Annotated in this window: 21 protein-coding genes; 20 read left to right on the top strand and 1 reads right to left on the bottom strand. The window is 45.2% G+C overall.

The window, feature by feature from the left end:
- The first annotated feature begins 72 nt into the window (after positions 1–72).
- The 15 genes from GT674_RS05045 to rpsA all read left to right on the top strand — a co-directional run bounded on the left by GT674_RS05045 (position 73) and on the right by rpsA (position 14,965).
- Entirely contained in the window at positions 73–1,101 is a 1,029-nt protein-coding gene (locus tag GT674_RS05045; RefSeq protein ID WP_161284720.1) for a molybdopterin-binding protein, read from the top strand.
- A gap of 17 nt (positions 1,102–1,118) precedes the next feature.
- Positions 1,119–1,970, top strand: a complete 852-nt coding sequence (locus GT674_RS05040) for a metallophosphoesterase (RefSeq protein ID WP_161284719.1) — start codon at positions 1,119–1,121, stop codon at positions 1,968–1,970.
- Entirely contained in the window at positions 1,948–2,733 is a 786-nt protein-coding gene (locus tag GT674_RS05035) for a segregation and condensation protein A (RefSeq protein ID WP_161284718.1), read from the top strand. The genes GT674_RS05040 and GT674_RS05035 overlap by 23 nt, the downstream gene beginning before the upstream one ends.
- Before the next feature lie 21 nt (positions 2,734–2,754).
- A complete protein-coding gene (gene scpB, locus GT674_RS05030; RefSeq protein ID WP_161284717.1) occupies positions 2,755–3,324 on the top strand; it encodes an SMC-Scp complex subunit ScpB in 570 nt (189 codons plus the stop codon).
- A gap of 12 nt (positions 3,325–3,336) precedes the next feature.
- Positions 3,337–4,131, top strand: a complete 795-nt coding sequence (locus GT674_RS05025) for a zinc dependent phospholipase C family protein (RefSeq protein ID WP_161284716.1) — start codon at positions 3,337–3,339, stop codon at positions 4,129–4,131.
- Positions 4,132–4,361: 230 nt separating this feature from the next.
- Positions 4,362–5,561: a D-alanyl-D-alanine carboxypeptidase family protein gene (locus tag GT674_RS05020; protein ID WP_161284715.1), complete on the top strand. Its 1,200-nt coding sequence runs from the start codon at positions 4,362–4,364 to the stop codon at positions 5,559–5,561.
- 207 nt (positions 5,562–5,768) lie between these two features.
- Positions 5,769–7,205 carry an acyl-CoA carboxylase subunit beta gene (locus GT674_RS05015; RefSeq protein WP_161284714.1) on the top strand — a complete coding sequence of 479 codons (1,437 nt, stop codon included), beginning with the start codon at positions 5,769–5,771 and terminating at the stop codon, positions 7,203–7,205.
- A 13-nt stretch (positions 7,206–7,218) separates the two neighbouring features.
- A complete protein-coding gene (locus tag GT674_RS05010) occupies positions 7,219–7,962 on the top strand; it encodes an OadG family transporter subunit (protein ID WP_161284713.1) in 744 nt (247 codons plus the stop codon).
- A gap of 24 nt (positions 7,963–7,986) precedes the next feature.
- On the top strand, positions 7,987–8,355 hold the full coding sequence (locus GT674_RS05005; RefSeq protein WP_161284712.1) for a biotin/lipoyl-binding carrier protein: 369 nt from the start codon (positions 7,987–7,989) through the stop codon (positions 8,353–8,355).
- A 16-nt stretch (positions 8,356–8,371) separates the two neighbouring features.
- Entirely contained in the window at positions 8,372–9,520 is a 1,149-nt protein-coding gene (locus GT674_RS05000; protein ID WP_161284711.1) for a sodium ion-translocating decarboxylase subunit beta, read from the top strand.
- 35 nt (positions 9,521–9,555) lie between these two features.
- A complete protein-coding gene (locus GT674_RS04995; RefSeq protein WP_161284710.1) occupies positions 9,556–10,968 on the top strand; it encodes an oxaloacetate decarboxylase subunit alpha in 1,413 nt (470 codons plus the stop codon).
- Between the two features lie 102 nt (positions 10,969–11,070).
- Complete coding sequence (locus GT674_RS04990; RefSeq protein WP_161284709.1) at positions 11,071–12,324, top strand: NAD(P)/FAD-dependent oxidoreductase; 1,254 nt, start codon at positions 11,071–11,073, stop codon at positions 12,322–12,324.
- Between the two features lie 28 nt (positions 12,325–12,352).
- Complete coding sequence (cmk, locus tag GT674_RS04985) at positions 12,353–13,030, top strand: (d)CMP kinase (RefSeq protein ID WP_161284708.1); 678 nt, start codon at positions 12,353–12,355, stop codon at positions 13,028–13,030.
- Positions 13,031–13,035: 5 nt separating this feature from the next.
- Complete coding sequence (gene ispH / locus GT674_RS04980) at positions 13,036–13,902, top strand: 4-hydroxy-3-methylbut-2-enyl diphosphate reductase (RefSeq protein ID WP_161284707.1); 867 nt, start codon at positions 13,036–13,038, stop codon at positions 13,900–13,902.
- The gene (gene rpsA, locus GT674_RS04975) at positions 13,883–14,965 is read left to right on the top strand and encodes a 30S ribosomal protein S1 (RefSeq protein WP_161284706.1); all 1,083 of its coding nucleotides are present in this window, start codon (positions 13,883–13,885) and stop codon (positions 14,963–14,965) included. The genes ispH and rpsA overlap by 20 nt, the downstream gene beginning before the upstream one ends.
- Positions 14,966–15,069: 104 nt before the next feature.
- Here rpsA and GT674_RS04970 read toward each other — a convergent pair whose 3' ends face one another.
- Positions 15,070–16,113, bottom strand: a complete 1,044-nt coding sequence (locus GT674_RS04970; RefSeq protein WP_161284705.1) for a ribonuclease H-like domain-containing protein — start codon at positions 16,111–16,113, stop codon at positions 15,070–15,072.
- 178 nt (positions 16,114–16,291) lie between these two features.
- Here GT674_RS04970 and rsxC point away from each other — a divergent pair, with 178 nt between their 5' ends.
- Genes rsxC through rsxA form a run of 5 tightly spaced genes read left to right on the top strand, consistent with a single transcriptional unit; the run spans position 16,292 to position 20,499 of the window.
- Complete coding sequence (rsxC, locus tag GT674_RS04965; protein WP_161284704.1) at positions 16,292–17,614, top strand: electron transport complex subunit RsxC; 1,323 nt, start codon at positions 16,292–16,294, stop codon at positions 17,612–17,614.
- Between the two features lie 14 nt (positions 17,615–17,628).
- Positions 17,629–18,609 (top strand): RnfABCDGE type electron transport complex subunit D, encoded by a 981-nt coding sequence (locus tag GT674_RS04960; protein WP_161284703.1) that lies wholly within the window; start codon positions 17,629–17,631, stop codon positions 18,607–18,609.
- Entirely contained in the window at positions 18,606–19,211 is a 606-nt protein-coding gene (locus GT674_RS04955; RefSeq protein ID WP_161284702.1) for an RnfABCDGE type electron transport complex subunit G, read from the top strand. Before GT674_RS04960 ends, GT674_RS04955 begins: the two co-directional genes overlap by 4 nt.
- Positions 19,208–19,924, top strand: coding sequence for an electron transport complex subunit RsxE (rsxE, locus tag GT674_RS04950; protein ID WP_161284701.1), 717 nt, complete (start codon positions 19,208–19,210; stop codon positions 19,922–19,924). The genes GT674_RS04955 and rsxE overlap by 4 nt, the downstream gene beginning before the upstream one ends.
- Entirely contained in the window at positions 19,921–20,499 is a 579-nt protein-coding gene (gene rsxA / locus GT674_RS04945) for an electron transport complex subunit RsxA (protein WP_161284700.1), read from the top strand. The genes rsxE and rsxA overlap by 4 nt, the downstream gene beginning before the upstream one ends.

Raw genomic sequence — 20,499 nt, 5'->3', positions numbered from 1 at the left:
TTTTGACAAAGAGACTCTGTGAGAGTTATAATAATACTCGAATGTGTAAGCAAAAACTAGGAGAAGAAAACTATGAAAGAAATCAGAACAGTAGATGCAGTTGGGCAGATTCTGTGCCATGATATCACACAGATCATCAAAGATCAGAAAAAGGGAGTTTTATTTAAAAAGGGGCATGTTGTAAGAGAAGAAGATATACCGGCGCTTCTTTCGGTAGGAAAAGAGCATCTTTTCGTGTGGGAGAAGAAAGAGGGGATGTTGCACGAAAACGAGGCGGCCGAGATTCTCTATAAGATCTCAGCAGGAGAGCATATGCACGGAAGTGAGATCAAAGAGGGTAAGATTGAGCTGATCGCAGATTGTGACGGTCTTCTCAAGATACGCAGAGATGCACTGCAGGCGGTGAATTCTCTGGGAGAAATGATGATCGCGTCCAGACATGGCGATTTCCCGGTCAGAAAGGGAGATAAGATTGCAGGAACCCGTATCATTCCGTTGGTCATCGAAAAGGAAAAGATGGATCGCGCAGAGAAAGCAGCAGGAGAGACACCGATTTTTTCCATTCTTCCGTTCCGAAACAAAAAAGCAGGAATTGTTACCACCGGCAGTGAGGTACAAAAAGGACTGATCAAGGATACTTTTACACCGGTGCTCAGAGAGAAGCTTGATGAGTATGCCTGTTCGGTTGTCGGTCAGACTACTCCCGGAGATGACAGAAAACAGATTACAGAAGATATTCTGAACTTTATTAGAGAAGGTGCCGATCTTGTGATCTGCAGCGGAGGAATGAGCGTGGATCCGGATGACCGTACACCGGGTGCGATCAAGGATACAGGAGCGGAGATTGTCACTTACGGAGCACCGGTACTGCCGGGGGCAATGCTTCTTCTGGCTTATTATAAGACAGAAGACCGGACGGTTCCGATTCTGGGACTTCCGGGATGTGTAATGTATGCCAAAAGAACAGTCTTTGATCTGATCCTTCCGCGCGTTATGGCAGATGACAGAATCTGTGCGAAAGAGATTTCTGCCTATGGGGAGGGCGGACTTTGTCTTAACTGCCAGACCTGTACATTTCCAAACTGTGGATTCGGCAAATAAAAACATGAAGGAGTCACATGAAGACATTCAGAACCAGAACCTATGAGATTCATTCCAGAAAACTGAAAAGTGGACAGAAAGTAAGATTTGCCTTTCTGACAGATCTTCATGGTATGACCTATGGCAATAACCATCAGTATCTGTATGAGGAGATTCTTCGGCAGAAGCCGGATGCTGTGCTTGTTACGGGAGATATGATCGTAACCAGAGAAAAAGAAACACTTCAGACGGCGGCAGGACTTCTGGTCCGTCTGAGTGAACGTGTTCCGGTTTTTTATGCACTTGGAAATCACGAGTATAAGATGCTTCTGAATCCGGAGGTCAGGCAGCAGTATCTGAATTATGAACGTCTGCTTACCAGTGCAGGAGTCTGCTTTCTTCATAATGAGCACATATTTTCAAGGTTTGGGGAAACGGATTTTATATTTTATGGACTGGAGCTTCCAATCGAATATTATCATAAGCCGAATTCTCCGGCACTGAGTCTCACTGCCCTGGAAGAGTTAATCGGAACACCCTCGAAAGCGGGGATACATATTCTGCTGGCGCATAATCCAAAATATGGGAATACCTATCTTTCCTGGGGGGCAGATCTTATTTTGTCAGGACACTACCACGGGGGGATTTTGCGCTTCGATGAGAATCACGGACTGACCTGCCCGCAGTACCTCCTTTTTCCTCCGTACTGCTGCGGCAGATTTCAGAGCGGCAGAAGTACGATGATCGTCAGTGCCGGCCTTGGGGAACATACGATACCGATACGGCTTCATAATCCACGGGAGCTGCTTGTGATCGAATTTTGCCCGACAGAAAGAAAGTCCCATAAGACAGGAAGGAAATCACTATATGGCAATACCGGTAAAGATTAATGTGTTTGAAGGGCCTCTGGATCTTCTGCTGCATCTGATCGACAAAAATAAAATCGATATTTATGATATCCCGATCGTAGAGATCACAGATCAGTATATGGAATATATCCACTCCATGGAAAAAGAAGATCTGGGGATCATGAGCGAATTTCTGGTCATGGCGGCAACACTTCTTGATATCAAGTGCAGAATGCTTCTTCCGAAAGAAGTGAACGAAGAGGGCGAGGAAGAAGACCCGAGAGAGGAACTCGTCCAGAAGCTTCTGGAATATAAGATGTACAAATATATGTCCTATGAACTGAAAGACAAAATGGACGGGGCGGTAGGGGTGTTTTATAAGCAGCCTACGATCCCGGCAGAAGTGATGAAATATAGAGAGCCGGTAGATCCGAGGGAACTTCTGGCGGGACTTACCCTGGAGAAACTACATAACATTTACCAGTCGATCCTTAAGAAACAGGAAGACAAGATCGATCCGATCCGAAGCAGATTCGGGACGATCGAGAAAGAAGAGGTCAGTCTGTCCGAAAAGATGCTGGAGATGAAGGAATATGCCGGAGGCCACAGAAAATTCAGCTTCCGGCAGCTTCTTGTCGGTCAGAAATCAAGAGTGCAGCTGATCGTAACATTTCTGTCAATCCTGGAGCTTATGAAAATGGGATATATCCATGTGGAACAGGATGCATTGTTTGATGATATTCTGGTAGAGGTGGTCCGGGAGCCACAGGAGTGGACACATCTGACAGAGTTTGCAGATGAGTAAAAATAAAGATTGAGGAATTATATGGAGATAAAGAAACTAGAAGCGGCGATAGAGGCGGTTTTGTTTACGATGGGAGAGTCTGTGGAATTGTCTCAGATCGCGGGTGCGATCCAGCAGGATAAGGAAACGACAAGAAAAATCATTCATAATATGATGGATCGTTATCAGGCGGAGGAGCGCGGAATCCAGATCATTGAACTGGAGCAGTCCTATCAGATGTGTACAAAGAAAGAATACTATGAATGTCTGATCCGTCTGGCTCTGCATCCTAAGAAGCCGGCATTAACAGATGTCATGTTGGAAACGCTCTCGATCATTGCGTACAAGCAGCCGGTCACAAAGGCAGAGATCGAGAAAATCCGAGGTGTAAAATGCGACCATGCAATCAACAAGCTGATGGAGTATGAGCTTGTAAGAGAACTTGGACGATTGGATGCCCCAGGGCGGCCGATCCTTCTTGGAACTACGGAAGAGTTTCTGCGCTGTTTTGGTGTACAGGGACTGGATGAGCTTCCGACTGTGGATCCGGTCCGTCTGGAAGATTTTAAGGCAGAAGCGGAAGAAGAGATACAGCTTCGCCTGGATGTTTAGGAGGAAATTAAAATGCCTACGACGTATGCACATGATCTGTTCGGCAAGAAGATTTATCACGAACTTCCGGTGGAGATGCAGACGGTCATCCGAAGAAATGTCAATCTGTACAGGATCGGTCTCCACGGACCGGATATTCTGTTTTATCATATGCTGAAACCGGAAGTATCCAAAACCGGAATCCGTATGCACAAGGAAATAGCTGCTCCTTTTTTTGAAAGAGGCATGGCACTTGTGCGGGATACACATGATGAAAAACTTCTGGCATATCTGCTTGGGTTCGGATGCCATTATCTTCTGGACAGTGCCTGCCATCCTTATATTGAGGATATGGCAGATAAAAAGGTGATCACGCATACCCTTCTGGAGAAAGAATTTGACCGGATGCTTATGCTGAAAACGCACAAAAATCCATATCATTACTATCCGGCGTGTGGTGTGATACCAAGAATCACTTATGCCAGAGTGATCCACCGGGCAATTCCGAAGGTGACCTCAGGTGAGATCCTGACTTCCTTAAGCCGTATGAAATTTATCACAAACTGTATGGTCTATGATAATAAAGGCAGACGAAAGAAACTCCTCACGGTAATTTCCAGACTCGCGGGCAGGAAGCTGTCTGATTCTGTGATGGAGTATTTTATGGCGAAGGATCCGGTTCCCGGAAGTGCAGTTCCGGTACACAACTTATATGGACTTTATGAAGGGGAAGTCCGGGAAGCACCCGGATATCTGGAAGAACTTTTTGATCTTTCCAGAGAAGACCGCCCTCTTTCCGAAAGATGGCACAGGACATATAGCGGTTGAATTGTTACTGTTCACTCCGTTCACAGTAACTTGGTCAAAATGCATTCCAAATCACCTTCGGTGATGGCATTTTGCCCCGTATGTCTCGAGATTTTGCCATATTCATGGCAAAACACCTCGCGGGATATTACCTGTGAACAGTTACGTTGAATTTCACTGAAAGTCAGGTAACAGGAATATAGTCAGGACAGGTCTGCATAAAATATTCTATCAAGAATAAGAGGTGGAATATGAAGTGCAGATATCATGCGGCAGCCGTAATCGTGCTTTTGACATTTTTTATACTGAATTCTGTAGTCTATGATGTATCAGGGGCGGATTCCTCCCCGGGGAATCTTTATGCTCTTTCGGCTGTTTTGATGGATGGGGACTCCGGGAGAGTTCTGTACGAAAAAGAAGGAGAAACGCCGCGGCCGAATGCGAGTACCACAAAGGTCCTGACCTGTATCCTTGCGCTGGAAAACGGACAGGGTGATGATTATGTGCAGGTTTCCTCAAGGGCAGCATCCCAGCCGGAGGTACGTCTTGGAATCCGGGAGGGAGAACAGTATTACCTTGAGGATCTTTTATATTCCCTGATGCTGCAGAGCCATAATGATACTGCGGTTGCGATCGCAGAGCGTATCGGAGGTTCCACAGAAGGATTTGCAGCGATGATGAATCAGAAAGCAGAAGAGCTTGGCTGTACGGATACGCATTTTGTGACACCCAATGGCCTCGACGCGAAAGACAGCGGCGGGATACATCATACGACTGCGAGAGATCTGGCACGGATCATGCGATATGCCATACAGAATCCTATGTTTCTTAAGATCACACAAACCAGAGAATATTCTTTCTCGGACATTCAGAAGAAGCGGACTTTTTCGATCCACAACACCAATGCATTTCTGGATATGCGGGAAGGGATAGTTTCGGGAAAAACAGGATATACAGGAGATGCAGGATACTGTTATGTGTGTGCAGAAGAAAGAGATGGAAAAACCTTTATCGTTGCTCTTTTGGGGAGCGGATGGCCGGACCATAAGACCTATAAATGGAAGGATGCGTCTGCACTTCTTACATACGGAGAAAAAAATTATAACTATCGAAGCTGGTGGGAAGATCCGGAAATTCCACTGATCCGGGTAAAGAACGGATTTCGGGAAGATCCCACCAAAAGAGTGCAGTATATCCGTGGTATATCCGATGTCGACACGGAACAGAAGGAGAGTCAGATACTTCTTGCAGACGATGAAAGGATTGTATGCCGGATGAATGTACCAGAGATGCTTGAGGCTCCGGTAAAGCGCCGTGATAAGATCGGCAGGGTGACATTTTTGCTTGACGGACAGATTCTGGCCTCCTACCCGGTTCTGGCGGAACAGTCGATCGAGCGTAGAACCTTTTTTCGGGTACTGGAGTATGTTTCGGAAAAATTTTTTCATTGAGAGCAGAGGGAAGAGCCTTTTCGCGGCAGCGAGGGCTTTTTTTGTAAAATACAAAAAAATTGTATTGTCGCAAAATAAATTTAGGAGTTAAAAAATTAACAAAAAAACGGAAATGTATTGAAAAAATATTGAAAACAGGTTACAATTATAATCGGCTAAAATTTTGGTTATATTTTAAAATTTTATAAACATGGAGGGCAAAAGAGAATGAGTAATGCAACACAAAGCTTAGCAGGCACAAGAATAAATTCTTTGCTTGACGCCAACAGTTTTGTTGAAATCGGGAAAAGCGTAACAGCCAGATCCACAGATTTTAACATGGCTGAAACAAAAGCGCCTTCAGACGGTGTTATCACCGGATATGGTGTGATCGACGGAAATCTTGTCTATGTATATAGCCAGGATGCTTCCGTACTGAACGGAACAGTCGGCGAGATGCATGCAAAGAAGATTTCTGCTTTATATGACCTGGCTATGAAGACAGGCGCACCGGTGATCGGTCTTGTTGACTGTGCAGGAATGCGTCTGCAGGAAGCAACAGATGCACTGGAAGCGTTTGGTGGAATTTATCTGAAACAGACAATGGCATCCGGAATGATCCCGCAGATCACAGCTGTATTTGGTACCTGTGGCGGAGGAATGGCAGTTGTTCCGGCACTGACAGACTTTACATTCATCGAATCCAAGAAAGGCAAGATGTTTGTAAACAGCCCGAATGCACTGGATGGAAACTACACAGAGAAATGCGACACAGCATCTGCAGAATTCCAGAGCAAAGAAACTGGACTTATCGATGCAGTAGAATCAGAGGAAGAGATTCTTGCTGAAATCCGTCAGCTTATCGGACTTCTTCCATCCAATTTCGAAGACAACGATTCTTTTGAAGAGTGCACAGATGATCTGAACCGTGCATGCGAAGATATCGCAGCATGTGCAGGAGACACATCCCTCGCACTTTCCAGAATCGCAGACAATGGAATTTTCTTTGAGACAAAGAGAGACTATGGTAAAGACGTTGTTACCGGTTTCCTTCGTGTAAACGGAATGACTGTAGGTGCAGTAGCCAACAGAACAGAAGTTTACGATGCAGAAGGCAAGAAGGCAGAAGAATTCGATGGAACTCTTTCTGCAAGAGGTGCAAGAAAAGCTGCCGGATTTGTTAAATTCTGTGATGCTTTTGAAATTCCGGTGCTGACTCTTACAAATGTAACCGGATTCAATGCAACCGTATGCAGCGAAAAGGTAATGGCAAAAGCTGTCGGAGAACTTGTTCACGCATTTGCATCCGCAACTGTACCGAAGGTTAATGTGATCATCGGCAAGGCATACGGAACTGCTTATGTGGCTATGAACAGCAAATCTGTAGGAGCAGATTTTGTTTATGCATGGGAGAATGCAGAAATCGGTATGATGGATGCCTCCATGGCAGCCAAGATCATGTATCCGGGATCAGAGGCTTCTGTCCTGAATGAGAAGGCAGCTGAGTACAGAGCACTGCAGTCTAACGTAGAGTCCGCAGCAGCAAGAGGTTATGTAGATACTGTGATCGCTCCGGCTGATACACGTAAATACGTGATCGGAGCATTTGAAATGCTGTTCACAAAGAGAGAAGACCGTCCAGCTAAGAAACATGGCACAGTCTAAGCGAGGTGAGCATATGAATCAGATGTTAAAGAAAGCATCCACTACCTGTGCTGCGTTTGCGTGTGCCGCATCTCTGATGTTCTCAGGCACAGCTCTTGTCTGGGCAGACGGTGAGATGGATGATAATGTTAAGACTCAGGTTGAAGCTTATGTTGGAGCAGTAACAGATGAAATTATCGGCTTGTCAGATGCTGAGATCGAGCAGTACCTGGAAGAAGATAATGAATTTGTTGTAAATGCGATGACAGCCTGGAGTGGTGTTAAGAAAGAAGTAGGTGACCTGAAGGAGATCGGTGACACAGTAGAAGTAGAGTATGACGATAAGGATAAGGAATACACTGCTACTGTTGAGGTCGAATTCGAAAAAGAAGACGCAGACTTTGTCTACGTAATCGACAAAAAAATGAACCCTACTTCCCTGACCGTTGATGTTAAGTATTCTTTTGCGACAACCATGAAGAATGCAGCACTGAATACTCTCATGGGACTTGGTACTGTATTTGTGATCCTTATATTCCTGATCTTCCTTATTTCCCTGTTTAAATTTGTTCCGGGATCCGGGGCACAGCAGGTTAAGAAGAAGAAAGAAGAAACTCCGGCACCGGCGCCGGTTCCTGTGGCAGTACCTGTACAGGAGGAAGCTGATGATTCAGAACTGATCGCTGTAATTGCAGCGGCAATCGCGGCATCAGAGGGAACTACAACAGACGGATTTGTTGTACGCTCCATTCGTAAGATCAACCGTAAAAAAAGGTAATTGACAATTTTAGGAGGATTAAAAATGAAAAGCTATACAATCACCGTAAACGGAACAGCATATGAAGTTACTGTAGAAGAAACAGGAAGCGTAAGCACACCGGCAGCAGCACCTGTAGCAGCACCGAAGGCAGCACCGAAAGCAGCTCCTAAGGCAGCAGCACCGGCAGCAGGAGCAGGTGCAGTGAAAGTTACTGCTTCTGTACCAGGTAAAGTCCTCAAAGTCGTAGCTTCCGCAGGACAGGCAGTAAAAGCAGGAGACAACATCGTGATCCTGGAATCCATGAAGATGGAAATCCCGGTTGTTGCTCCTCAGGATGGTACTGTAGCCAGCATCGATACATCCGAAGGCGCATCCGTAGAAAACGGAGATACTCTGGCTACAATGAACTAGGACGGGAGGTAATCAAATGTCTTATGTAACAGAAACCCTGTCCAACCTGATTCATCAGACGGCATTTTTTAACCTGACATGGGGAAACTATCTGATGATCGCGGTGGCGTGTGTATTCTTATTCCTTGCTATCAAAAAAGGTTTTGAGCCGCTTCTTCTGGTTCCGATCGCTTTTGGTATGCTCCTGGTAAATATCTACCCGGATATTATGGCAAATCCGGAAGACATGTCCAATGGTGTTGGTGGTCTTCTGCATTACTTCTATATCCTTGATGAGTGGAGTATTCTTCCGTCCCTGATCTTTATGGGCGTTGGTGCGATGACAGACTTTGGTCCGCTGATTGCCAATCCGAAGAGTTTCCTTCTTGGAGCAGCTGCACAGCTTGGTATCTATGTTGCATACTTCCTTGCAATCTTCCTTGGATTCAACGGAAAGGCAGCAGCAGCAATCTCCATCATCGGTGGAGCAGATGGTCCTACTTCCATTTTCCTTGCAGGAAAACTTGGACAGACCACTTTAATGGGACCGATCGCGGTGGCGGCATATTCTTATATGTCACTGGTTCCGATCATTCAGCCGCCAATCATGAAACTCTGTACTACAGAGAAAGAACGTAAAATCAAAATGGATCAGCTTCGTCCTGTAACCAAAATCGAGAAGATTCTCTTCCCGATCGTAATTACCATCGTTGTGTGCCTGATTCTTCCTACAACAGCTCCGCTGGTAGGTATGCTGATGCTTGGTAACCTCTTCCGTGAGTCTGGCGTTGTTAAACAGCTTACAGAAACAGCATCCAACGCGCTGATGTACATCGTAGTTATCCTGCTTGGTACATCTGTAGGTGCTTCCACAAGTGCAGAAGCATTCCTTAATATTGACACTCTGAAAATCGTTGTTCTTGGTCTTGTAGCGTTTGCATTTGGTACCTTTGGCGGATGTATGCTCGGTAAACTGATGTGTAAACTGTCAGGCGGAAAGATCAATCCTCTAATCGGTTCGGCAGGTGTATCTGCGGTTCCTATGGCTGCCCGTGTTTCTCAGAAAGTCGGTGCAGAAGCGGATCCTACAAACTTCCTTCTGATGCATGCGATGGGACCGAACGTAGCCGGTGTAATCGGAACAGCCGTTGCAGCTGGAACCTTCATGGCTATCTTTGGAGTCTGATCTAGAGTACTTAATAAATACAAGGAGAAAACATAATGGCTGAATTAGAAAAAAAACCTGTAAAAATTGTGGAAACTGTTCTCCGTGATGCACATCAGTCTCTGATTGCAACCAGACTGACCACAGAACAGATGCTTCCAATCGTAGATAAAATGGATAAAGTCGGCTACCATGCAGTAGAGTGCTGGGGTGGAGCTACTTTTGACGCTTCCCTTCGTTTCCTCAAGGAAGATCCGTGGGAAAGACTTCGTAAATTACGTGACGGCTTCAAAAACACCAAACTTCAGATGCTCTTCCGTGGACAGAACATCCTTGGATACCGTCCGTACGCAGATGATGTAGTAGAATATTTCGTACAGAAATCCGCAGCAAACGGAATCGACATCATCCGTATTTTTGACTGTCTCAATGATATGCGTAACCTTCAGACAGCTGTAAAGGCTGCAAACAAAGAAAAAGCACACGCACAGGTTGCTCTTTCCTACACTTTAGGCGATGCATATACTCTTGAGTACTGGGTAAACATCGCAAAACACATCGAAGAGATGGGTGCAGATTCTATCTGTATCAAAGATATGGCAGGTCTTCTGCTTCCTTACAAAGCAACTGAGCTTGTAGGAGCACTCAAAGATGCTGTAAGCATCCCGATCGACCTTCATACACATTACACATCCGGTGTTGCTTCCATGACATACCTCAAGGCAGTAGAGGCAGGCGTTGACATCATCGACACTGCAATGTCTCCGTTCGCTCTGGGAACTTCCCAGCCTGCAACAGAGGTTATGGTAGAAACCTTCAAGGGTACACCATATGACACAGGATTTGATCAGAAACTCCTTGCTGAGATCGCTGATTACTTCCGTCCGATCCGTGATGAAGCTCTGGACAGTGGCCTTCTGAATCCGAAGAACCTTGGCGTTAATATCAAGACTCTTCTGTATCAGGTACCGGGCGGAATGCTTTCCAACCTGACATCACAGCTGAAAGAACAGCATGCAGAAGATAAATTCTATGATGTTCTTGAGGAAGTTCCGAAGGTTCGTAAAGACCTTGGTGAGCCGCCGCTCGTAACTCCGTCTTCCCAGATCGTTGGTACACAGGCTGTATTTAACGTACTTATGGGCGAGAGATACAAGATGGTAACAAAAGAAACAAAAGACATCCTGTTAGGAAAATACGGAGCAACCGTAAAACCGTTCAACCAGGAAGTACAGAAGAAGTGCATCGGCGATGCAAAACCGATTACCTGTCGTCCGGCAGACCTTCTCGACAACGAGCTGGATAAGCTGGAAACAGAAATGTCTGCTTACAAAGAGCAGGATGAGGACGTTCTGTCCTATGCACTGTTCCCGCAGGTTGCTACTGATTTCTTCAAATACCGTCAGGCTCAGGAGAAGAAAGTAGACGAAAAAGCTGCAGATACAGAAAACGGAGCATATCCGGTCTAAAAAAATATAAAGAAGTCCCTGTTTTGGATAGGATTCTGATACAGGAAAGCAGGCCCGCCAGATTTTTCTGACGGGCTTGCTTGCAAAAAAGAAAGGATTTCCATGAATAAAGTGATAATTGTCGGAGGCGGAGCAGCAGGTATGCTGTGCAGTATTATTGCCGCCAGAAACGGCTGTGAGGTTTTTCTGTTTGAAAAGAATGAAAAGCTGGGAAAAAAACTCTATATTACAGGAAAAGGGAGATGCAATGTTACAAATAACTGTGAGGTTGAAGAACTGCTCCGGGCAGTCATGACGAACAGCAAGTTTCTGTACAGTGCATTTTATACTTTTAACAGTCAGGATATGATGGCTCTCCTTGAAGAAGCGGGGGTACCGCTTAAGACGGAGAGAGGAAACCGTGTATTTCCGGAATCTGACCGCTCATCAGATATCATCCGTGGTCTGGAACGTCTGATGAAGAAGTATGGTGTTCATGTCAGATTCAGAAGCGAGGTCAGAGAGATTCTGACGCAGGACGGTGCTGCTGTGGGAGTTTCTCTTGCAGATGGTGAAATAAAGCGCGCAGACGCTGTAGTTGTCGCGACAGGTGGTCTGTCTTATCCAACGACGGGATCCACAGGAGACGGATACCGTTTTGCCAGAGAAACCGGGCATCAGGTGACAGACTGTATTCCATCCCTGGTTCCGCTTAAGACCAGAGAAGATTACATTCCGAGGATGACAGGTCTTTCTCTTAAGAATGTGGAACTTACCGTCAGACGCGGCAAGAAGATTCTTTATCGGGATTTCGGGGAGATGATGTTTACACATACCGGTGTTACAGGTCCTCTGATCTTAAGTGCCAGTGCCAGACTTGGCAAATATCTGGTCAAGGGAGAAGAACTGACTGCGTTTATTGACCTTAAGCCGGCACTTTCTCTGGAACAGCTGGATGAGAGGATCCTGAGAGAATTTGAAAATGGTAAGAATAAACAGTTCAAAAATGTGATAGGAGTCCTGTTTCCTTCTTCTCTGACACCGGTAATGCTTGAAATCGGCGGAATACCAGGGGATAAAGTGATCCATGAGATATCCAGAGAAGAGAGACTTGCTTTCGGCATGACAGTCAAGAATTTTCCGTTTACGATCACAGAGCCGGGCGAATTTAAAGAAGCAGTCATTACACAGGGTGGAGTCTCTGTCAGGGATATCAATCCGGGAAGCATGGAATCCAAAAAAATCAAAAACCTGTATTTTACAGGAGAAGTTCTTGATCTTGATGCAGTAACAGGGGGCTATAATCTTCAGATTGCATGGTCCACCGCATATCTTGCTGCTATGGATATAAGTGAAAAGAGTTACTGCGAACAGTAACAAAGAAATAAGCAGGAGGATGAAATAAATGGTACACAATATTGCAATTGACGGTCCGGCAGGAGCGGGCAAAAGCACGGTAGCAAAAAAAGTGGCAAAAGAGCTTTCGTTTGTATACGTGGACACAGGAGCCATGTATCGGGCTATGGCACTTTATCTTCTGAGAAAGGGCGTAAACCGGGAAAATCTGGACGAGATCGGAGAAGCATGTCAGAATGCGGAGATTTCTATTGAGTATCAGAACGGAGAGCAGATCGTCCTTCTTGACGGAGAAAATGTAAATGACTATCTTCGCACGGAGGAAGTAAGCGGGATGGCTTCCGTAAGCTCAGCAGTGCCGCGGGTGAGGGCAAAGCTTCTGGATCTGCAGCGCAAGCTGGCAAGGGCCATGAGTGTCGTCATGGACGGGAGAGATATCGGAACAACCATTCTGCCGGATGCGGATGTCAAAATTTACCTTACAGCAAGTTCTCTGACCAGAGCACGCCGCCGTTATCTGGAATATCAGGAAAGAGGAGAGGACTGTAATCTTGTAGAAATCCAGAAAACCATCGAGGAGAGGGATCACAGGGATATGACCAGAGAGGTTTCTCCGCTCTGTCAGGCGAAGGATGCGGTCCTTGTGGATTCCTCAGAGCTTACGATTGATGAGACCGTGGAGAAGATCCTTTCTGTATATCACACAAAAGTATCAGAAGAGGAATGAGGAGTATGAAGGTAAAAGTAGCCAAAACTGCCGGATTCTGCTTTGGGGTCAAACGTGCGGTCGATAAAGTCTATCAGCTGATCGAAGAGGGAGTTTCTCCGATCTATACTCTGGGCCCGATCATCCACAATGAAGAGGTTGTATCTGATCTGGAATCCAGGGGCGTTCAGGTGATTCAGGCAGAAGAACTGGATCAGATCAGGGACGGTACGGTTGTGATCCGGTCCCATGGAGTAGGGAGAGATATTTATCAGAAACTCAAAGAAAACAATCTTGAGTATGTGGATGTTACCTGTCCTTTCGTTCTGAAGATACACAGGATCGTCGAGAAGGAAAGCCTTGCAGGCAGACAGATTTTTATTTTTGGTGATCCGAAGCATCCGGAGGTTCAGGGAATCTGCGGATGGTGTCATGGTCCTTACAGGGTTCTCAAGAACAGAGAAGATGTTGAAAATATGATTCCCGATCCGGATATGGAGGCGTGCATCGTATCACAGACGACATTTAATTACAACAAATTTAAAGAATTAGTTGAAATTCTTTGCGAAAAGAGGTATTATAATAATGTTTTAAATATTAGCAATATTTTAAACACTATTTGTAATGCTACTGAAGAACGGCAGAAAGAAGCAAAAAACATAGCCGGAGAGGTAGACACTATGCTTGTCATCGGTGGCAGACATAGTTCCAATACTCAAAAGCTGTTTGAAATATGCAAAGAGGAATGTGGAAATACTTACTATATACAAACACCTGTAGACTTGGATTCTGAAATGTTCCATCGCAGTAGTTGTGTAGGTATTACAGCAGGGGCGTCCACCCCAAAGAAAATTATTGAGGAGGTTCAAGAACATGTCAGAATTAAGTTTTGAACAGATGCTGGAGGATTCCGTAAAAACAATCAGAAATGGAGAGATCGTACAGGGTACTGTTATCGATGTCAAAGAGGATGAGATCATCCTGAATATCGGTTATAAAGCAGATGGTATCATCACAAAGAATGAATATTCCAACGATTCTTCCCTGGTACTTACCGATGCAGTTAAAGTTGGTGATACTATGGAAGCAAAAGTCCTGAAAGTAAATGATGGAGAGGGACAGGTTATCCTGACATACAAACGTCTTGCTGCAGAGAAAGGCAACAAACGTCTGGAAGCTGCTTTTGAATCTCAGGAAGTACTCAAAGCACCTGTAACACAGGTACTGGATGGCGGACTTTGTGTAAACATTGATGAAGCAAGAGTATTCATCCCTGCAAGCCTTGTATCCGATACTTATGAGAAAGATCTTTCCAAATACGCAGATCAGGAAATCGAATTCGTGATCACAGAGTTCAACCCGAGAAGACGCCGTATCATCGGTAACCGTAAACAGCTTCTTCTTGCTGAGAAAGCAGAGAAACAGAAAGAACTCATGGAAAAGATCAACGTTGGTGATGTTGTTACAGGTACTGTTAAGAACGTTACAGATTTCGGTGCATTCATCGATCTTGGCGGAGCAGACGGACTTCTTCATATTTCCGAAATGTCCTGGGGCAGAGTAGAGAATCCGAAGAAAGTATTCAACGTTGGCGATGAAGTTAAAGTTATGATCAAAGAGATTAATGGAGACAAGATTGCACTTTCCATGAAATTCCCGGAAGAGAATCCATGGCTGACAGCTGCAGAGAAATTTGCAGTAGGAAACGTTGTAACTGGTAAAGTTGCCCGTATGACAGATTTTGGTGCATTTGTTGAACTGGCACCTGGAATCGATGCACTTCTTCACGTATCCCAGATTTCCAGAGAGCACGTTGCAAAACCATCTGATGTACTTTCCATCGGACAGGAAATCGAGGCAAAGGTTGTTGACTTCAACGGTGAAGACAAGAAGATCAGCCTCAGCATGAAAGCACTGGAAGCTCCTGCACAGGCAGAAGAAGATACAGAAGCTTAATTAGTTCTCGAGAATATTAAATCCCGGCAGACTTAAGATCTGCCGGGATTTTTTGTTTTATTTGGAAATTACTTTGTAAATTTCCGAATAAGTATTGCAAAGCCTTAAGAAGGACTTGTACGCCTGGTTCCGAGATTGTTGAGAAGACAGGGAAGAGAGTGTGTCAGATACTGCATTTGCATGGAAGTGCTGTTAAGAAAATTTTTGTCACATTGAAACCATGTATAACAGGTCTGAGGTGTGGCCGGCATTCGAAGACTTTTGTCCATATAGCGGCTGAGGGATTTGGGAATTGCCTGATCTTCTCCGGGAAGATACTCGTAATCCTTATAATTGGAGTAGTATTGTCGGAGCTTTCCGTTTTTTAGATGGAGAAGCAGACGTGCTTCCTCTCTGTCGGCGGTAAAGTAAAATTCATCTGTGACACAGGAGACAGATATCGGTACCGGATGCTCTAGCTTCAGTGTGATCACGAGCTCCTGCTGATCATGAATGCGGATTGCAGAAGGCTCGTATTTTCCGAGATAGAGTGATCTGTAACTCAGAAGCGTAAAGACAAGTCCGAGACCATGTAAGTCTTCCTGGTTGTGTCCGAGCACAGTTTCCAGTGCTTTTGGATCCTTTTTTTTCATATAGGAGCGGTACAGGCGGATACACTGTCCTCCATCACAGTAGATTCTGTGCATGGAAGGGAAGAGATTTTCCAGGTCAGGCTGCTTCATTCGTGATAATTTAAACAAACTTTGACAGGATTTAAGTACCTGATAGACATCGATTGAGGCGAGTCCTTCAAATGGAGACGGAAGCTCATTTTTTCGGCAGCGTTCTTCAAGATAGGGCTGGTCAAAACGATCTCCGTTGTACTGGATCGTATAGGTTGAATCCTGTAGATAGTTAGTGAATTCGCGAATGATCAAGGCTTCTTCTTCCGGAGATTCTCCGAGCCACTGTGTGAGGATCCACTGATTCTGTTCCCATTTGACGGCTCCGATGAGGTAGACAAAGGTGGAATATCTGGATAAACCTGTAGTCTCAATATCATAAAAAACAGGTGTAAATTCTGACAATTTTAATTCTGTACTCGACAAAAATTTAACAGTATCAGGGGTCGGAAACCCTTGTAAAATCGGCATTTTTTTAACAATCATGTGATATTTTTCCTTTCTTGATTGTATTTGATTATACACAATATTTTGAAAATTTGGTAGTGAATTTTTGAAGAAAAAGATGTATAGTATAAATAGGGTTTTGCGATATCATCAGAAAGAAAATAAACATGAGCAGGTCGTTCTGGGCAGAGCTCATGAAAAAGGAGGAAACGAATATATGGGAAAACTGACCTTTAAAGGCGGAATCCATCCTTACGAAGGTAAGGAACTGGCAAAGAACCAGCCGGTTGAGAAGTATCTCCCAAAGGGAGATATGGTCTATCTGATGTCTCAGCACATTGGAGCTCCATCTGTTCCGTGTGTCAAAAAAGGTGACCAGGTTCTTGCAGGACAGAAGATTGCCGATGCAGGCGGATTTGTATCGGTACCTCAGCATGCATCTGTATCCGGTACCGTCAAGGGCATCGAGAAGAGACTGAATGCTACAGGGGCAATGGTTGATGCAGTCATCGTAGATAATGACCAGCAGTATCAGGAAGTAGAGTTTGTTCCTGCTGCACTTGAGGATCTGACGAAAGAAGAGATCCTGAACCGTATCAAGGAAGGCGGAGTTGTTGGTATGGGTGGAGCCGGATTCCCGACCCATGTCAAGCTGGCACCGAAGGATCCTTCCAAGATTGAATATGTACTGGTAAACGGTGCAGAGTGTGAACCTTATATTACAAGTGACTATCGAAGAATGCTGGAAGAGCCGGAGAAGGTTGTAGAAGGACTTAAGGTGATCCTTAAACTCTTTGATTCTGCCAAAGGCTATATCTGCATTGAGGATAACAAACCGGACTGTATCGAAAAGATGCAGAAACTGGTAAAGGATATCCCGAGAATCGAAGTCAAAGAAGTTATGACCAAATATCCACAGGGTGGTGAGCGTACTCTGATCTATGCCACAACCGGCAGAGAGATCAATTCCACAATGCTCCCGGCAGATGTCGGATGTGTGGTAGATAACGTTGCAACTGTTATTGCTATATATGAAGCGGTGATTCTGGGAAAACCAGTTGTGGACAGAGTTGTAACGATAACAGGTGATGGTATTAAAGCGCCTAAGAACTTCAGTGTCTATACAGGAACAGATATGTCAGAGCTGATCGATGCGGCAGGAGGACTGAAAGCAAAGATCGAAAAGATTATTTCCGGTGGTCCGATGATGGGATTCCCGCTGTATGAGCTTCATATTCCATGTACAAAGACAACATCTGCGTTCCTTTTCCTGGAACATGATGCAGTAGCTGAAGCACAGAAGATCCAGACAGCGTGTATCAACTGCGGACGCTGCGTAAGTGTCTGTCCAGGTCATGTTCTTCCGGCACGTCTGGCTACGCTGGCTGAACGTGGTGATATGGCAGGCTTTGAAGCCCTGGATGGTATGGAGTGCTGTGAGTGCGGATGCTGCAGTTACATCTGCCCGGCAAAGAGACCGTTGACCCAGAGTATCAAATCCATGCGAAAAATGGTTCTTGCCAGCCGTAAGAAGAAATAGGGGGAGGGAACAAAATGGAACAAATGTTAAATGTATCATCTAATCCTCATGTCAGGGACAAAATGACAACAGGTCGGATCATGCAGCTTGTCGTGCTTGCACTGCTTCCAACCACACTGTTTGGTATCTGGAACTTCGGCTTCCGTGCATTTCTTGTTGTACTTGTGACGGTAGCATCCAGCGTATTTTTTGAATGGCTGTATGACCGTCTTATGCATAAAAAGAATACCGTTACTGATTTCAGTGCAGCAGTTACAGGACTTCTGCTTGCACTCAATATGCCGCCTCAGATCCCGCTGTGGATGCCTGTACTTGGCAGTGCTTTTGCGATCATCGTTGTAAAGCAGCTTTTTGGCGGACTTGGACAGAACTTTATGAACCCGGCACTGGCTGCAAGATGCTTCCTGATGATTTCTTTCACAGGTAAAATGACCGATTTTGCAGTGGACAAGCTGAGCGGATATCATTGCATTGATACCGTTACAGGAGCAACTGCACTTGCAGAGCTTAAGAACAGCGGATTCACAGCAGATTCCATTTCTGTAAAAAATCTGTTCATCGGTAACATTCATGGAACCATCGGAGAAACTTCTGCTCTTGCGATCCTGATCGGTGCAGTGATCCTCCTTGCATTCAAGGTCATTGATCTCAAGATCCCGCTTACATATATCGGAAGCTTTGCAGTATTTGTGATCTTTTATATGCTTGGAACAGGCAAAGGCTTTGATGTGAACTATCTTTTCAGCCATCTGTTCGGCGGCGGACTTATGCTTGGTGCATGGTTCATGGCGACAGACTATGTAACAACTCCGATCACACCGAAGGGCCAGCTGATCTACGGATGCTGTCTTGGTGTTGTTACCGCGATCTTCCGTCTCTTTGGCGGATCCGCAGAGGGTGTTTCCTATGCGATCATCTTCTGTAACCTTCTGGTACCGCTGATCGAGAAAGTGACCAAACCGGTTGCCTTTGGAAAAGGAGGTAAGAAAGCATGAGTATTGTAAAAGATACGATCGCGATCACTGCGATCACGCTTGTGGCAGGTCTGGCTCTTGGCGTAGTCCAGGATATCACGGAAGGCCCTATCGCACAGCAGCAGGAACAGTCCAAGCAGGAGGCATACAAGGCTGTATTTGAAGATGCAGACAGCTTTGAACCATGTGAAGTGGATGCCGATGCACTGGCAGCAAACCTTGCAGAAAACAATTTTAACGCACAGACGATCAATGAAGTCATGGAAGCGAAGGATGCTTCCGGCGAGACGATCGGCTATGCACTCAATGTCACAGATTCTGAAGGATATGGCGGAGATATCCAGTTTACCATGGGAATTCAGAATGACGGAACTTTAAATGGAATTTCCATCCTGTCCATCAGCGAGACTGCAGGACTTGGTATGAAGGCCAAAAATCCGGATTTCCAGGATCAGTTCAAGGACAAAAAAGTAGAAAAATTCGAGTACACCAAGACAGGGGCCACATCTGACGATCAGATCGATGCCATCAGTGGTGCCACAATTACTACAAATGCCATGACAAACGGTGTAAATGCCGGCCTTTGTGCATTTCGTTATGTGGAAGGAGGAGCAGAGTCATGAAAGCAAATACACCTGCAGAACGTCTTGTAAACGGTATTATCAAAGAAAACCCGACTTTTGTGCTGGTGCTGGGTATGTGTCCTACACTGGCGGTTACTACATCTGCGATCAACGGTATCGGAATGGGTCTGACTACAACTGTAGTTCTGGCAATGTCCAACCTTATGATCTCCCTTCTTCGGAAGTTTATTCCGGATGGAGTTCGTATGCCGGCCTTTATCGTTGTCGTTGCATCTTTTGTAACCATCGTGCAGATGCTGTTAGAGGGATTCATTCCGAGTCTTTATTCTGCACTTGGAATTTATATTCCTCTTATTGTTGTAAACTGTATCATTCTTGGCCGTGCAGAGGCTTATGCTTCAAAGAATCCTCCGATTCCGTCACTCTTTGATGGTATTGGCATGGGACTTGGTTTTACTTTAAGTATCACCTGTATCGGTGCAGTACGTGAACTTCTTGGTGCAGGACAACTCTTCGGACGTCAGATCCTTCCGCTTGCTGATGCGGCAGCCGGAAAGATGGGCTATGAGCCGATCACGATCTTTATCCTTGCGCCTGGAGCTTTCTTTGTTCTTGCCATGCTTGCAGCACTTCAGAACAAGTTTAAGATCGGTGCAGCAAAGAGAGGTATTGATCCAAGTGAAGGCTGTGGATGCTGTTCAGGCTGCGATACCTGCAACAATACAATGTGCAAAGGAGGCAAGGAAGCATGAAAGAATTATTACTAATCCTGGTAAGCTCTGCGATCGTCAACAACGTAGTCCTGAGCCAGTTCCTCGGACTCTGCCCGTTCTTCGGTGTATCCAAGAGAATTGAAACAGCAGCCGGAATGGGTGGTGCGATTATTTTCGTTATCACATTGTCCTCTTTTGTAACAGGTCTGATCTACAACTTTATCCTGGTGCCGACAGGTATGGAATATTTACAGACGATCGTATTTATTCTTATTATCGCTGCACTGGTTCAGTTTGTTGAGATGTTCCTCAAGAAAGGTATGCCGGCACTTTATCAGTCACTTGGTGTATATCTTCCTCTGATCACAACAAACTGTGCAGTTCTCGGTGTTGCACTGACAAACGTACAGAAAAGCTACAACATCCTTCAGGGAACTGTGAACGGATTTGCCACAGCAGTTGGTTTTACCATTTCCATTACTCTGATGGCTGGTATCAGAGAAAAAATTGAATTCAACGATGTTCCGGAATCTTTCAAAGGCTTCCCGACTGTCCTGCTCACAGCAGGTCTGATGGCGATTGCTTTCTTCGGATTCTCCGGACTGATTAAGTAA

Origin of the sequence: Blautia sp. BIOML-A1 (assembly GCF_009883055.1) — a bacterium.
Lineage (GTDB): Bacteria > Bacillota > Clostridia > Lachnospirales > Lachnospiraceae > Blautia_A.
Note: the sequence above shows the minus strand (reverse complement) of the source record. Positions and strands in the feature narration are given on the sequence as shown.